The organism is Stutzerimonas stutzeri (genome assembly GCF_024448715.1).
GTDB lineage: Bacteria > Pseudomonadota > Gammaproteobacteria > Pseudomonadales > Pseudomonadaceae > Stutzerimonas > Stutzerimonas stutzeri_AR.
The window spans coordinates 1-15,284 of record NZ_JAMOHZ010000017.1 but is presented as its reverse complement, the minus strand read 5'-3'; the positions used below and the strand labels follow the sequence as shown (position 1 = coordinate 15,284).

11 protein-coding genes and 1 tRNA gene are annotated in these 15,284 nt (G+C 56.9%); all 12 read left to right on the top strand.

Going from position 1 to position 15,284, the window contains the following annotated elements:
• Positions 1-51: 51 nt before the first annotated feature.
• The 12 genes from NAV33_RS21280 (at position 52) to fusA (ending at position 15,253) form a co-directional block, all read left to right on the top strand.
• Positions 52-127, top strand: a tRNA-Trp gene (locus tag NAV33_RS21280).
• A 42-nt stretch (positions 128-169) separates the two neighbouring features.
• Complete coding sequence (gene secE, locus NAV33_RS21275) at positions 170-538, top strand: preprotein translocase subunit SecE (RefSeq protein WP_255983754.1); 369 nt, start codon at positions 170-172, stop codon at positions 536-538.
• A gap of 9 nt (positions 539-547) precedes the next feature.
• Positions 548-1,081, top strand: coding sequence for a transcription termination/antitermination protein NusG (nusG, locus tag NAV33_RS21270; protein ID WP_019342058.1), 534 nt, complete (start codon positions 548-550; stop codon positions 1,079-1,081).
• A 113-nt stretch (positions 1,082-1,194) separates the two neighbouring features.
• On the top strand, positions 1,195-1,626 hold the full coding sequence (gene rplK / locus NAV33_RS21265) for a 50S ribosomal protein L11 (RefSeq protein ID WP_021209388.1): 432 nt from the start codon (positions 1,195-1,197) through the stop codon (positions 1,624-1,626).
• Positions 1,626-2,321 (top strand): 50S ribosomal protein L1, encoded by a 696-nt coding sequence (gene rplA, locus NAV33_RS21260; protein WP_255983753.1) that lies wholly within the window; start codon positions 1,626-1,628, stop codon positions 2,319-2,321. Before rplK ends, rplA begins: the two co-directional genes overlap by 1 nt.
• Before the next feature lie 209 nt (positions 2,322-2,530).
• The gene (gene rplJ / locus NAV33_RS21255; RefSeq protein WP_255983752.1) at positions 2,531-3,031 is read left to right on the top strand and encodes a 50S ribosomal protein L10; all 501 of its coding nucleotides are present in this window, start codon (positions 2,531-2,533) and stop codon (positions 3,029-3,031) included.
• 73 nt (positions 3,032-3,104) lie between these two features.
• Positions 3,105-3,473, top strand: coding sequence for a 50S ribosomal protein L7/L12 (gene rplL / locus NAV33_RS21250; RefSeq protein WP_255983751.1), 369 nt, complete (start codon positions 3,105-3,107; stop codon positions 3,471-3,473).
• A 220-nt stretch (positions 3,474-3,693) separates the two neighbouring features.
• On the top strand, positions 3,694-7,764 hold the full coding sequence (gene rpoB / locus NAV33_RS21245) for a DNA-directed RNA polymerase subunit beta (RefSeq protein WP_255983750.1): 4,071 nt from the start codon (positions 3,694-3,696) through the stop codon (positions 7,762-7,764).
• A gap of 65 nt (positions 7,765-7,829) precedes the next feature.
• Positions 7,830-12,029 (top strand): DNA-directed RNA polymerase subunit beta', encoded by a 4,200-nt coding sequence (rpoC, locus tag NAV33_RS21240; protein WP_255983749.1) that lies wholly within the window; start codon positions 7,830-7,832, stop codon positions 12,027-12,029.
• A 141-nt stretch (positions 12,030-12,170) separates the two neighbouring features.
• Positions 12,171-12,542, top strand: a complete 372-nt coding sequence (gene rpsL, locus NAV33_RS21235) for a 30S ribosomal protein S12 (protein WP_003291416.1) — start codon at positions 12,171-12,173, stop codon at positions 12,540-12,542.
• A gap of 98 nt (positions 12,543-12,640) precedes the next feature.
• Positions 12,641-13,111 carry a 30S ribosomal protein S7 gene (gene rpsG / locus NAV33_RS21230; protein ID WP_045160593.1) on the top strand — a complete coding sequence of 157 codons (471 nt, stop codon included), beginning with the start codon at positions 12,641-12,643 and terminating at the stop codon, positions 13,109-13,111.
• Positions 13,112-13,141: 30 nt separating this feature from the next.
• Positions 13,142-15,253: an elongation factor G gene (fusA, locus tag NAV33_RS21225; protein ID WP_255983748.1), complete on the top strand. Its 2,112-nt coding sequence runs from the start codon at positions 13,142-13,144 to the stop codon at positions 15,251-15,253.
• The last annotated feature ends 31 nt before the right edge of the window (positions 15,254-15,284 follow it).

The window sequence follows — 15,284 nt, the reverse complement described above, 5'->3', positions numbered from 1 at the left end:
CGATTGATCTGGTTTGTTCGGGTCGGCATAATAGCCGGCCTGACTCTTGTTAGGCCAGTAGCTCAATTGGCAGAGCGGCGGTCTCCAAAACCGCAGGTTGGGGGTTCGATTCCCTCCTGGCCTGCCAACTTCAATATAGAATTTGGCAGTATTTACAGGGTTCTAGCAGATGAATGTCAAAGCAGAAGCCAAAGACTCCCGCTTCGATTTGATGAAGTGGCTTGTTGTAGCTGCTTTGGTGGTCGTGGCGGTGGTTGGTAATCAGTATTACGCCGCAGAGCCTATCCTGTACAGAGTTCTTGCGTTGCTCGTGTTTGCTGTCGTTGCTGCGTTTGTTGCGCTGCAGACATCGAAGGGTCGTTCCTTTTTTGTTCTTCTGAAAGAGGCGCGCGTCGAGATTCGCAAAGTCGTTTGGCCGACCCGTCAAGAAACTACTCAGACTACGCTCATAGTTGTGGCAGTTGTGCTGGTTATGGCGTTGCTGTTGTGGGGGCTCGATTCCCTGCTCGGTTGGCTGGTTTCCATGATTGTAGGTTAAGGATATCCCGTGGCTAAGCGTTGGTACGTGGTTCATGCCTACTCGGGTTACGAGAAGCATGTCATGCGCTCGTTGATTGAGCGCATCAAGCTTGCCGGCATGGAGGATCATTTCGGCGAGATTCTGGTTCCCACTGAAGAAGTGGTTGAGATGCGTAATGGGCAGAAGCGCAAGAGTGAGCGCAAATTTTTCCCTGGTTACGTTCTTGTTCAGATGGATATGGCCGAAGGCGCTTGGCACCTGGTGAAGGATACGCCTCGAGTAATGGGCTTTATCGGTGGTACGGCCGACAAGCCGGCGCCGATCACTGATAAGGAGGCTGAGGCGATCCTGCGTCGCGTCGCGGATGGTAGTGATAAGCCGAAGCCTAAGACGCTTTTCGAGCCGGGCGAAGTTGTGCGTGTAGCTGACGGTCCGTTCGCCGATTTCAATGGCGTGGTCGAAGAGGTCAATTATGAAAAGAGCCGCATTCAGGTCGCGGTCCTTATTTTTGGCCGCTCGACGCCGGTAGAATTGGAGTTCAGTCAGGTCGAAAAGGTCTAGCTGAAACAAGCATCCCACGCCCCGCAGCTAATGGCTGCGGGGTTTTGTTGTCACTGGGATATTCAAAGTAAACAGGGGAGCCGCAAGGCGCTAGCACCCGGAACGGAGTAGTTATGGCTAAGAAGATTCAAGCTTATATCAAGCTTCAGGTGAAGGCCGGTCAGGCCAACCCGTCGCCGCCTGTAGGTCCTGCGCTGGGTCAGCATGGCGTCAACATCATGGAGTTCTGCAAGGCATTCAATGCTCGCACTCAAGGTCAGGAAGCAGGACTGCCGACGCCGGTGATCATCACCGTTTATAGCGACCGTAGCTTCACTTTCGAGACCAAGAGCACGCCTGCTGCCGTTCTGCTGAAGAAGGCTGCTGGCATTACTAGTGGTTCTGCTCGTCCGAACACCCAGAAGGTCGGCACTGTTACTCGTGCTCAGCTGGAAGAGATCGCGAAGACCAAGAACGCTGATCTTACCGCTGCTGATCTTGAGGCGGCCGTGCGCACTATCGCCGGCTCCGCTCGCAGCATGGGCCTGAACGTGGAGGGTGTGTAATGGCTAAATTGACCAAGCGCCAGAAGGCTTTCGCCAAAAAGATCGAAGCTGGCAAGCAGTACTCGTTCGAAGACGCTGCGACGCTGCTGGCTCAGTTGTCGGCTGTAAAGTTCACTGAGTCTTTTGACATCGCCATTAACCTGGGTGTGGATCCGCGTAAATCCGACCAGGTCGTGCGGGGCGCTACTGTTCTGCCGAACGGTACTGGCAAGACCGTTCGTGTCGCAGTATTCACTCAAGGCCCGGCAGCTGAGGCCGCTCTGGCTGCAGGCGCTGATCGCGTGGGTATGGATGAGCTGGCTGCCGAGATGAAGGGCGGCGACCTGAATTATGACGTCGTGATTGCATCCCCGGATGCGATGCGCGTTGTGGGTCAGTTGGGTCAGATTCTTGGTCCGCGTGGGCTGATGCCTAACCCGAAGGTAGGCACTGTAACGCCGGACGTTGCGACCGCTGTCAAGAATGCCAAGGCTGGTCAGGTGCGCTTCCGTACCGACAAGAACGGCATCATCCATACCTCCGTCGGTAAGGTTGGTTTCGAAGCTGGCCAACTGAAGCAGAACGTTGAAGCACTGCTTTCGGACCTCAAGCGCCTGAAGCCGTCCACGTCCAAAGGTATTTATGTCAAGCGCGTAACCCTGAGCACCACCATGGGTCCAGGGCTGATCATCGATCAGGCTTCTCTCGAGGCGTAAGGCATTTAACGTCCTGCTTGCAGGGCGCCACAGATTGGGGTCCCTGCCTGGCGGGGGCTATCCAAGACCGTAGGCGGCGCAAGTCTTAAACCGTAGAAGTATTGCTTCTTCAGGCCTACGCAGAGGTGCTCCCGATTCGTACCGAATCAGACACCAAAACCCGTCCAGTCTCGGCTGGGCGAACCGGTAACATCCAGGAGTAAAAACCCGTGGCAATCAAACTCGAAGACAAGAAAGCCATCGTCGCTGAAGTCAACGAGGCTGCCAAAGCTGCCCTGTCCGCTGTCGTGGCCGATGCCCGTGGCGTGACCGTTGGGGCCATGACCGGACTCCGTAAAGAGGCCCGCGAGGCTGGTGTATACGTGCGTGTTGTGCGGAATACCCTGCTTCGCCGCGCTGTTGAAGGCACTCAGTACGACGTGCTCAACGACGTGTTCAAAGGCCCGACCCTTATCGCGTTCTCCAACGAACATCCGGGCGCTGCTGCTCGTATCTTCAAGGAATTTGCTAAGGGTCAGGATAAGTTCGAGATTAAGGCTGCTGCGTTCGAGGGTCAGTTGATCGCAGCCAACCAGATCGACGCTTTGGCAACCCTGCCGACATATGACGAAGCTATTTCGCAGCTGATGAGCGTGATTCAAGGCGCTACCAGCAAGCTGGCTCGTACTCTGGCGGCCGTTCGCGATCAGAAAGAAGCCGCTGCAGCCTAAGGCGCGAGGCATCTTTCGAATTTTTTTGAATTAGATGGCCGTAGGCCGTCACCTATATATAGGAACTAGAGTCATGGCTCTGACCAACGAAGACATCATCAACGCCGTTTCCGAAATGTCCGTGATGCAGGTTGTTGAACTGATCAAGGCAATGGAAGAGAAGTTTGGCGTCACCGCCGCTGCTGCCACTGTCGCGGCTGCTGGCCCGGCTGCTGCCGCTGCTGAAGAGCAGACCGAGTTCACTGTTGTCCTGGCTGAAGCCGGCGACAAGAAAGTGAACGTGATCAAGGCTGTTCGCGAACTGACCGGCCTGGGCCTGAAAGAAGCCAAGGCAGTCGTTGACGGTGCCCCGGGCGTAGTTAAGGAAAGCGTCTCCAAAGACGAAGCCGAAGCCGCCAAAAAGGCACTGGAAGAGGCTGGCGCCAAAGTCGAGCTTAAGTAAGCACGACCTTGCATCTACAGCCGAAGCGACTCACGCAAGGCTGATGGCTGGTGGCTTTTGCCACCGGCCTTTTTCCGTTATAGCTGCCTGATGTCCGTTTGGCAGTGCGACTGGAAAAAGCCGCTCCGATGGGCGGTGCGAATCAAGGGGTTCGCAAGATTTTCTGGCTGCTCCCGTCGGGAGAAGCCAAACAAGCAGGTGACCAAGCTGGGGAACGCTGATGGCTTACTCATACACTGAGAAAAAACGAATCCGCAAGGACTTTAGCAAGTTACCGCACGTTATGGACGTGCCGTATCTTTTGGCCATCCAGCTGGATTCGTACCGCGAATTCCTGCAAGCGGGAGCGACCAAGGATCAATTCCGCGATATCGGCCTGCATGCAGCCTTCAAATCCGTTTTCCCGATAATCAGCTATTCCGGCAATGCAGCGCTGGAGTATGTTGGCTATCGTCTGGGCGACCCGGCTTTCGACGTCAAGGAATGCGTATTGCGAGGCGTGACCTTCGCAGTGCCGCTGCGGGTAAAAGTCCGCCTAATCATTTTCGATAAGGAATCCTCGAGCAAGGCGATTAAGGACATCAAGGAGCAGGAAGTCTATATGGGGGAAATCCCTCTGATGACTGAAAACGGTACCTTCATCATCAACGGTACCGAGCGCGTTATCGTGTCTCAGCTTCATCGTTCGCCAGGAGTGTTCTTCGATCACGATCGTGGCAAGACACACAGCTCCGGCAAGCTGCTGTACTCCGCTCGCATCATCCCTTACCGCGGTTCCTGGTTGGACTTCGAGTTCGATCCCAAGGATGCGGTATTCGTGCGTATCGACCGTCGCCGCAAGCTACCGGCTTCGGTACTTCTTCGTGCTCTGAATTACAGCACCGAAGAAATCCTTGACGCGTTCTACGACACCAACGTGTTCCACGTTAAAGGTGAGGCGCTGAGCCTGGAGCTGGTCCCGCAGCGCCTGCGCGGCGAGATCGCCTCGTTCGATATCACCGATGAGAACGGCAAGGTCATTGTCGAGCAAGGCCGCCGGATTACCGCGCGCCACATCAATCAGCTCGACAAATCCGGCATCAAGTCGCTCGATATGCCGATGGATTACGTCCTGGGCCGCACCACGGCGAAGGCCATCGTGCATCCGGCAACCGGTGAAATTATCGCCGAGTGCAACACCGAACTGACCGTTGAAGTCCTGGCCAAGCTGGTCAAGGCACAGGTCGTTCGTTTCGAGACGTTGTACACGAACGACATTGATTGCGGCCCGTTCATTTCCGATACGCTGAAGATCGATTCGACCACCAACCAGCTCGAAGCTCTGGTTGAGATCTATCGCATGATGCGTCCTGGCGAGCCGCCAACCAAGGATGCTGCCGAGACGCTGTTCAATAATCTGTTCTTCGCATCGGAACGCTACGACCTGTCAGCTGTAGGTCGAATGAAGTTCAACCGTCGTATCGGTCGTACCGAGATCGAAGGTTCCGGTGTTCTGAGTCGCGAAGACATCGTTGCAGTGTTGAAGACCCTGGTCGATATCCGTAACGGCAAGGGCATCGTCGACGACATCGACCACCTCGGTAACCGTCGCGTGCGTTGCGTTGGTGAAATGGCTGAAAACCAGTTCCGCGTGGGTCTAGTGCGTGTTGAGCGTGCGGTCAAGGAACGTCTCTCCATGGCCGAGAGCGAAGGCTTGATGCCGCAAGACCTGATCAACGCCAAGCCGGTTGCGGCGGCGGTGAAGGAGTTCTTCGGTTCCAGCCAGCTGTCGCAGTTCATGGACCAGAACAACCCGCTCTCCGAGATCACCCACAAGCGTCGTGTTTCCGCGCTCGGCCCGGGCGGTCTGACCCGTGAGCGCGCCGGTTTTGAGGTTCGTGACGTACACCCAACTCACTATGGTCGCGTTTGCCCGATCGAGACGCCTGAAGGTCCGAACATTGGCCTGATCAACTCGCTGGCCGCCTATGCTCGTACCAACCAGTATGGCTTCCTGGAAAGCCCGTACCGTGTGGTTAACGAGGGTGAAGTCACCGACGAGATCGTATTCCTCTCGGCCATCGAAGAAGCCGACCATGTGATCGCTCAGGCCAGCGCCAAGCTGGATGGCCGCAAGCTGGTTGATGAGCTGGTCGCTGTTCGTCATCAGAACGAATTCACGGTCAAGGCACCAGAAGACGTGACCCTGATGGACGTCTCGCCGAAGCAGGTTGTGTCCGTAGCCGCTTCGCTGATTCCGTTCCTCGAACACGACGACGCCAACCGAGCGCTCATGGGATCGAACATGCAGCGTCAGGCCGTGCCGACCCTGCGTTCGGACAAGCCGCTGGTAGGCACCGGGATGGAGCGCAACGTGGCGCGCGATTCCGGCGTCTGCGTCGTTGCTCGTCGCGGTGGCGTGATCGACTCAGTCGACGCCAGTCGCGTCGTTGTGCGTGTGCATGATGCGGAAGTCGAAACCGGCGAAGCGGGTGTCGACATCTACAATCTGACCAAGTACACCCGCTCCAACCAGAACACCTGCATCAACCAGCGCCCGCTGGTCAGCAAAGGTGATGTGGTCGAGCGTGGAGATATCATGGCCGATGGCCCGTCCACCGACATGGGTGAGCTGGCACTTGGACAGAACATGCGCGTCGCGTTCATGCCATGGAACGGCTACAACTTCGAAGACTCCATCCTCCTGTCGGAGCGTGTGGTCCAAGAAGATCGTTTCACCACCATCCATATTCAGGAGCTGACCTGCGTATCCCGTGATACCAAGCTCGGCCCAGAAGAGATCACCGCGGACATCCCGAACGTGGGTGAGGCTGCGTTGAACAAGCTGGACGAGGCGGGCATCGTTTACGTTGGTGCCGAGGTTGGTGCAGGCGACATCCTGGTCGGCAAGGTCACGCCGAAAGGCGAAACCCAGCTGACGCCGGAAGAGAAGCTTCTGCGTGCGATCTTTGGCGAAAAGGCTTCCGACGTGAAGGACACGTCCCTGCGTGTTCCTACTGGCACCAAGGGCACCGTCATTGATGTTCAGGTCTTCATTCGGGATGGTGTTGAGCGCGACTCCCGCGCACTGGCCATCGAGAAGATGCAGCTGGACGAGATCCGCAAAGATCTGAACGAAGAGTTCCGCATCGTTGAAGGTGCAACCTTCGAGCGCTTGCGTTCGGCACTGGTCGGCGCCACGGCCGAGGGCGGTGCTGGCTTGAAGAAGGGTGCCGTTATCACTGACGAAATCCTTGATGGTCTCGAGCATGGTCAGTGGTTCAAGTTGCGTATGGCTGAAGATGCGCTGAACGAGCAGCTGGAAAAGGCGCAAGCCTACATTTCCGATCGCCGTCAGTTGCTCGACGACAAGTTCGAAGACAAGAAGCGTAAGCTGCAGCAGGGCGACGATCTGGCTCCGGGCGTACTGAAGATCGTCAAGGTCTATCTGGCGATCAAGCGTCGGATCCAGCCAGGCGATAAGATGGCTGGTCGTCACGGTAACAAAGGTGTTGTCTCGGTCATCATGCCGGTTGAAGACATGCCGCATGACGCCAATGGCACGCCGGTCGACATCGTTTTGAACCCGTTGGGCGTACCGTCGCGTATGAACGTCGGCCAGATTCTTGAAACCCACCTGGGCCTCGCGGCCAAGGGGCTGGGTGAAAAGATCAACCGCATGCTCGACGAGCAGCGCAAAGCTGCGGAGCTACGCAAGTTCCTTACTGAGATCTACAACGAGATTGGTGGTCGCCAGGAAAACCTCGAAAGCTTCAGCGATCAAGAAGTGCTTGATCTGGCGAAGAACCTGCGTGGCGGTGTGCCCATGGCGACGCCGGTGTTCGACGGTGCCAAGGAGCGCGAGATCAAGGCCATGCTGAAACTTGCAGACCTTCCGGAAAGCGGCCAAATGCAGCTGTTCGACGGACGTACTGGTAACAAGTTCGAGCGCACCACTACGGTCGGTTACATGTACATGCTCAAGCTGAACCACCTGGTCGACGACAAGATGCATGCGCGTTCCACCGGTTCCTACAGCCTGGTAACCCAACAGCCGCTGGGTGGTAAAGCGCAGTTCGGTGGTCAGCGTTTCGGGGAGATGGAGGTCTGGGCACTGGAAGCCTACGGTGCCGCCTACACCCTGCAGGAAATGCTCACGGTCAAGTCGGACGACGTGAACGGGCGGACCAAGATGTACAAGAACATCGTGGACGGCGATCACCGTATGGAGCCCGGCATGCCGGAATCCTTCAACGTGTTGATCAAAGAAATCCGCTCGCTCGGTATCGACATCGATCTGGAAACCGAATAACCACGCACCGCCCATGCGGCGCCCGGCATCAGTCGGTCGTCGCAGGTCCGTGAGGAGGAAAGGCCTTGAAAGACTTGCTGAATCTGTTGAAAAACCAGGGTCAAATCGAAGAGTTCGATGCCATCAAGATTGCATTGGCTTCGCCCGAGATGATCCGTTCCTGGTCCTTTGGTGAAGTGAAGAAGCCAGAGACCATCAACTATCGTACGTTCAAGCCCGAGCGCGACGGCCTGTTCTGCGCCAAGATCTTTGGCCCGGTCAAGGACTACGAGTGCCTGTGCGGTAAGTACAAGCGCCTCAAGCATCGCGGCGTCATCTGTGAAAAGTGCGGCGTTGAAGTTGCGCTGGCCAAGGTTCGTCGTGAGCGCATGGCGCACATCGAGCTGGCTTCGCCGGTGGCGCACATCTGGTTCCTGAAGTCGCTGCCGAGCCGTATCGGTCTGCTGCTGGACATGACCCTGCGTGACATTGAACGCGTGCTTTATTTCGAAAGCTACGTCGTGATCGATCCAGGCATGACCACCCTTGAGAAGGGCCAGCTGCTCAACGACGAACAGTATTTCGAAGCACTCGAAGAGTTCGGTGACGATTTCGACGCCCGTATGGGTGCAGAAGCCGTGCGCGAGCTACTGCACGAGATCGACTTGGAGCACGAGATCGGTCGCCTGCGCGAAGAGATTCCGCAGACCAACTCGGAAACCAAGATCAAGAAGCTGTCCAAGCGTCTGAAGCTGATGGAAGCTTTCCATGGTTCGGGCAACCTGCCGGAATGGATGGTGCTGACCGTTCTGCCGGTACTGCCGCCGGATCTGCGCCCGTTGGTTCCGCTGGATGGCGGCCGCTTCGCGACGTCGGATCTAAACGATCTGTATCGCCGGGTGATCAACCGTAACAACCGTCTGAAGCGCCTGCTCGATCTGTCGGCGCCGGACATCATCGTGCGCAACGAAAAGCGCATGTTGCAGGAAGCTGTCGATGCGCTGCTGGACAACGGTCGTCGCGGCCGTGCCATCACCGGCTCGAACAAGCGCCCACTCAAGTCCCTGGCCGACATGATCAAAGGCAAGCAGGGCCGTTTCCGTCAGAACCTGCTCGGCAAGCGCGTGGACTACTCTGGTCGTTCGGTTATTACCGTAGGCCCGACCCTGCGTCTGCACCAGTGCGGTCTGCCGAAGAAGATGGCTCTCGAGCTGTTCAAGCCGTTCATTTTTGGCAAGCTGGAAATGCGCGGCATGGCGACCACCATCAAGGCCGCCAAGAAGATGGTCGAGCGCGAGCTGCCCGAGGTCTGGGACGTTCTGGCTGAAGTGATCCGCGAACATCCCGTACTGCTCAACCGTGCGCCGACGCTGCACCGGCTGGGTATCCAGGCGTTCGAGCCGGTCCTCATCGAAGGCAAGGCGATCCAGCTGCACCCATTGGTCTGCGCTGCTTACAACGCTGACTTCGATGGTGACCAGATGGCCGTCCACGTGCCGCTGACGCTGGAAGCCCAGCTCGAAGCGCGCGCGCTGATGATGTCCACCAACAACATCCTGTCGCCTGCAAACGGTGAGCCGATCATCGTGCCTTCGCAGGACGTGGTTCTGGGTCTGTACTACATGACCCGTGAGGCCATCAACGCCAAGGGCGAAGGCCGCGTGTTTGCTGACCTGCAGGAAGTCGACCGCGTCTTCCGAGCTGGCGAGGCTTCGCTGCACGCGCGTGTCAAGGTTCGTATCAACGAAACCATCAAGGACCGTGACGGCTCCATCACCAAGAACACCCGGATTGTCGACACCACTGTCGGCCGCGCGCTGTTGTTCCAGGTGGTTCCGGCCGGCCTGGCGTTCGAAGTAGTTAACCAGCCGATGAAGAAGAAGGCGATCTCCAAACTGATTAACTTGTGCTACCGCACGGTCGGTCTGAAGGACACCGTCATCTTCGCCGATCAGCTGATGTACACCGGCTTCGCCTATTCCACGATTTCTGGCGTATCGATTGGCGTGAACGACTTCGTGATCCCGGACGAGAAGGCTCGGATCATCGACGCCGCGACCGAGGAAGTGAAGGAAATCGAGTCGCAGTACGCCTCCGGCTTGGTTACCCAGGGCGAGAAATACAACAAGGTGATCGACCTCTGGTCCAAGGCCAACGACGAAGTGTCCAAGGCGATGATGGCCAACCTTTCGAAAGAGAAGGTCATCGACCGTGACGGCAACGAAGCCGAGCAGGATTCGTTCAACTCGATGTATATGATGGCCGATTCTGGTGCACGGGGCTCTGCTGCACAGATTCGCCAGTTGGCGGGTATGCGTGGTCTGATGGCCAAGCCGGACGGCTCCATCATCGAGACGCCGATTACCGCGAACTTCCGTGAGGGCTTGAACGTACTTCAGTACTTCATCTCTACGCACGGTGCTCGTAAGGGCTTGGCGGATACTGCACTTAAGACTGCGAACTCCGGTTACCTGACCCGTCGTCTCGTTGACGTGGCCCAGGACTTGGTTGTGACTGAGGTCGATTGTGGGACCGAGCAGGGTCTATTCATGACCCCGCACATCGAAGGCGGCGACGTAGTTGAGCCGCTGGGTGAGCGTGTTTTGGGTCGCGTAATTGCGCGCGACGTGCTCAAGCCGGGCACTGAAGAAGTGCTGGTGCCTGCCGGTACGCTGGTTGATGAGCAGTGGGTCGACTTTATCGAGCTGAACAGCATCGACGAGGTTGTGGTTCGTTCGCCGATCAGCTGTGAGACTCGCTACGGGATCTGCGCCAAGTGCTACGGTCGCGATCTTGCTCGCGGTCATCAGGTCAACATCGGTGAAGCGGTCGGCGTTATCGCCGCCCAGTCCATCGGTGAGCCAGGTACCCAGCTGACCATGCGGACCTTCCATATCGGTGGTGCGGCTAGCCGGACCTCTGCTGTCGACAACGTCATGGTGAAGAATGGCGGCACTATCCGTCTGCATAACCTCAAGCACGTCGAGCGTGCCGACGGAGCTTTGGTCGCCGTTTCCCGCTCTGGTGAGCTGGCGGTAGCGGATGATTTCGGTCGTGAGCGCGAGCGCTACAAGCTACCGTATGGTGCGGTGATCTCCATCAAGGAAGGCGACAAGGTCGATGCTGGCGCTGTCGTTGCCAAGTGGGATCCGCACACTCACCCGATCGTTACCGAGATGAAGGGTGTCGTGACCTTCGTCGGAATGGAAGAGAACATCACTATCAAGCGTCAGACTGACGAGCTAACGGGTCTGACCAACATTGAAGTGATGGATCCGAAAGACCGTCCGGCTTCAGGCAAAGACATTCGCCCGGCCATCAAGATGGTCGATGCGAGCGGCAAGGAACTGCTGCTGCCGGGTACAGATGTCCCCGCTCAGTACTTCCTGCCAGCCAACGCTCTGGTAGGTGTGGCCGACGGCGCCGAGATCAATGTGGGTGACGTTATTGCACGTATCCCGCAGGAGACATCGAAGACCCGCGACATTACCGGTGGTCTGCCGCGTGTTGCCGACCTCTTCGAGGCGCGTCGTCCGAAAGAGCCGTCTATCCTGGCGGAAATCAGCGGCACGATTTCCTTTGGCAAGGAAACCAAGGGCAAGCGTCGTCTGGTGATTACACCTACCGATGGTACCGATCCGTACGAAGAGCTGATTCCAAAGTGGCGTCACCTCAACGTCTTCGAGGGCGAACAGGTGAACAAGGGCGAGGTCATCTCGGACGGTCCGAGCAACCCGCACGACATCTTGCGGCTGCTCGGCGTCAGTGCGCTGGCGAAGTACATCGTCAACGAGATACAGGACGTTTACCGACTGCAGGGCGTGAAGATCAACGACAAGCACATTGAGACCATTCTGCGGCAAATGCTGCGCAAGGTCGAAGTGGCGGAATCCGGCGATTCGAGCTTCATCAAAGGCGACCAAATGGAGCTCACTCAGGTGCTTGAGGAGAACGAGCGCCTTTCCTCGGATGACAAGTTCGCTTCGAAATACATCCGTGTGCTGCTGGGTATCACTAAGGCGTCGCTGTCCACCGAGTCGTTCATTTCGGCAGCCTCCTTCCAGGAAACTACGCGCGTTCTTACAGAAGCAGCGGTTACCGGGAAGCGCGATTACCTGCGTGGACTCAAGGAGAACGTGGTCGTGGGTCGTCTGATTCCGGCCGGTACCGGCCTGCAGTATCACAGCGAGCGCAAGCGCAAGCGTGATGCTGAGAAGCCGGTTCGCGTGAGTGCCGATGAGGTCGAAGCGGCGCTGACCGAGGCGCTCAATTCGAGCGGCAACTGATTGGCGGCCAGCCCCGATGTAAGTCGGGGCGCGCCTTGACGGTGTGCAGGAAGCTCTTTAGACTCTTGTACCCCTAATTTGGCGGGGCCGTGCGCCCTGCCATTTTTCGTTTGTGTCGAAAGACAACAGTGGAGCTAGTAGATGGCAACGATCAACCAGCTGGTACGCCAGCCGCGCAAGCGCGTCGTCGAGAAAAGCGACGTCCCTGCGCTGCAGAACTGCCCGCAACGCCGTGGTGTGTGCACTCGCGTGTACACCACCACGCCAAAGAAACCGAACTCTGCACTGCGTAAAGTATGCCGTGTTCGCCTGACCAACGGTTTTGAAGTCGCCTCCTATATCGGTGGTGAGGGGCATAACCTGCAAGAGCACAGCGTGGTGCTTATCCGTGGTGGTCGTGTAAAAGACCTTCCGGGTGTTCGCTATCACACCGTGCGCGGTTCGCTGGATACCTCCGGTGTCAAGGATCGTAAGCAGGGTCGCTCCAAGTACGGCGCCAAGCGTCCGAAGTAATCAGTATTTCTATTTATTTGAGTCGATAAGAGTAAGGTCGGGCGTAACCTCTTCGTTATAGTCCCGGGCTAACCTGAAGACCGTTTGAGGGCTTATCAATGCCAAGACGTCGTGTAGCAGCCAAGCGCGAGATCCTTGACGATCCGAAGTACGGAAGTCTGATTCTTGCCAAGTTCATGAACCACGTAATGGAAAGCGGCAAGAAGGCCGTTGCCGAACGTATCGTTTATGGTGCTCTGGACAAGGTCAAAGAGCGCAAGAATAGCGATCCCCTGGAAATCTTCGAAAAAGCACTCGACGCCATCGCTCCGCTGGTCGAAGTGAAGTCCCGCCGCGTAGGTGGTGCGACTTACCAGGTCCCGGTCGAAGTTCGTCCTTCCCGTCGTAACGCCTTGGCGATGCGCTGGCTCGTAGATGCTGCGCGCAAGCGTGGCGAGAAATCCATGGCCCTGCGTTTGGCGGGTGAGCTGTCGGATGCGTTTGAAGGAAAGGGCGCTGCAGTCAAGAAGCGTGAAGATGTGCATCGCATGGCTGAGGCCAACAAGGCGTTCTCGCACTACCGTTTCTAATCCCGGTATCACTCAATTTGCGAGGGCTTTATGGCTCGTAATACAGCAATTAACCGCTACCGTAACATCGGTATCTGTGCGCACGTTGATGCGGGCAAGACCACTACGACCGAGCGGATCCTGTTTTATACAGGCCTCAGCCACAAGATGGGTGAGGTGCATGACGGTGCGGCTACTACCGACTGGATGGTGCAGGAGCAGGAGCGTGGTATCACCATTACCTCCGCTGCCGTTACCACCTTTTGGAAGGGTTCGCGCGGTCAGTATGACAATTATCGTGTAAACGTTATTGATACTCCCGGCCACGTTGACTTCACCATTGAAGTAGAGCGTTCGCTACGCGTGCTCGACGGCGCTGTCGTTGTGTTCTGTGGTACCTCCGGTGTTGAGCCGCAGTCCGAAACCGTATGGCGTCAGGCCAACAAATACGGCGTGCCGCGTATCGTTTACGTGAACAAGATGGATCGTGCTGGCGCCAATTTCCTACGCGTCGTTGGTCAGATCAAGAATCGGCTGGGGCACACCCCAGTGCCGGTTCAGCTGGCTATTGGTTCCGAAGAGAACTTCGAAGGCCAGATCGATTTGATCAAGATGAAGGCCATCTACTGGAACGAAGACGACAAGGGTACTTCCTACCGCGAGGAGGAAATTCCGGCCGAGCTTCAAGATTTGGCGGACGAGTGGCGCTCGAACATGATCGAGTCGGCTGCCGAAGCCAATGAAGAGCTGATGAACAAGTATCTCGAAGGCGGCGAGCTGACCGTCGAGGAAATTAAGGCAGGCCTGCGTGCGCGCACCCTGGCTGGTGAAATCGTTCCTGCAGTTTGCGGCTCGTCGTTCAAGAATAAGGGCGTTCCTCTTGTTCTCGATGCGGTGATCGACTACTTGCCTGCTCCTACCGAAATCCCTGCGATTCAGGGCGTTCATCCGGATAGCACCGAAGAAAACGAGATCAAGGACGAGCGCCACGCTGATGACGACGAGCCTTTCTCGGCTCTGGCGTTCAAGATCGCGACTGACCCGTTCGTGGGCACGCTGACCTTTGTTCGTGTGTACTCTGGCGTCTTGCAGTCTGGTGACTCGGTCATCAACTCGGTCAAGGGCAAGAAAGAACGCGTTGGTCGTATGGTGCAGATGCATGCCAACCAGCGTGAGGAAATTAAGGAAGTGCGCGCGGGCGACATCGCTGCGCTGATCGGCATGAAAGACGTGACCACTGGTGAAACCCTGTGTAACGCTGACAAGCCAATCATCCTTGAGCGCATGGATTTCCCGGAGCCGGTCATCTCGGTAGCTGTCGAGCCGAAAACCAAGGCCGACCAGGAAAAGATGGGTATCGCACTGGGTAAGTTGGCCCAGGAAGACCCTTCGTTCCGCGTCAAGACCGACGAAGAAACCGGCCAGACCATTATCTCCGGTATGGGCGAGCTGCATCTGGATATCCTCGTGGACCGCATGAAGCGCGAGTTCAACGTCGAGGCCAACATCGGCAAGCCGCAGGTTTCCTACCGCGAGAAGATCACCAAGAACTGCGAAATCGAAGGTAAGTTCGTTCGCCAGTCCGGTGGTCGTGGTCAGTTCGGTCATTGCTGGATTCGCTTCGCGCCGGCAGACGAAGGTCAGGAAGGTCTGGTGTTCGTCAACGAGGTTGTAGGTGGTGTGGTTCCGAAGGAATACATCCCGGCGATCCAGAAGGGTATCGAAGAGCAGATGAAGAACGGCGTCGTTGCCGGTTATCCGCTTATTGGCCTGAAGGCAACCGTTTTCGATGGTTCCTACCATGACGTCGACTCTAACGAGATGGCGTTCAAGGTGGCCGCTTCCATGGCGACCAAGCAGCTGGCCCAGAAGGGTGGCGGTGTTGTGCTTGAGCCGATCATGAAGGTAGAAGTGGTAACCCCTGAGGACTACATGGGTGACGTGATGGGTGACCTGAACCGTCGTCGCGGTCTGATCCAGGGTATGGAAGATACGGTTACCGGAAAGGTGATCCGTGCTGAGGTTCCGCTCGGTGAGATGTTTGGTTATGCGACTGACGTGCGTTCCATGTCCCAAGGTCGTGCAAGCTACTCCATGGAATTCTCCAAGTACTCCGAGGCTCCGTCGAATATCGTCGAAGCACTGGTTAAAAAACAAGGTTGATTCAGCCCTTTAAGTAAGAGGTTTACTGTCG

Excerpts from the sequence above, each read along its gene's own strand:
- secE (WP_255983754.1), top strand. The coding sequence starts at position 170 with ATGAATGTCAAAGCAGAAGCCAAAGACTCCCGCTTCGATTTGATGAAG.
- rplK (WP_021209388.1), top strand. The coding sequence starts at position 1,195 with ATGGCTAAGAAGATTCAAGCTTATATCAAGCTTCAGGTGAAGGCCGGT.
- rplA (WP_255983753.1), top strand. The coding sequence starts at position 1,626 with ATGGCTAAATTGACCAAGCGCCAGAAGGCTTTCGCCAAAAAGATCGAA.
- rplL (WP_255983751.1), top strand. The coding sequence starts at position 3,105 with ATGGCTCTGACCAACGAAGACATCATCAACGCCGTTTCCGAAATGTCC.
- rpoB (WP_255983750.1), top strand. The coding sequence starts at position 3,694 with ATGGCTTACTCATACACTGAGAAAAAACGAATCCGCAAGGACTTTAGC.
- rpsL (WP_003291416.1), top strand. The coding sequence starts at position 12,171 with ATGGCAACGATCAACCAGCTGGTACGCCAGCCGCGCAAGCGCGTCGTC.
- rpsG (WP_045160593.1), top strand. The coding sequence starts at position 12,641 with ATGCCAAGACGTCGTGTAGCAGCCAAGCGCGAGATCCTTGACGATCCG.
- fusA (WP_255983748.1), top strand. The coding sequence starts at position 13,142 with ATGGCTCGTAATACAGCAATTAACCGCTACCGTAACATCGGTATCTGT.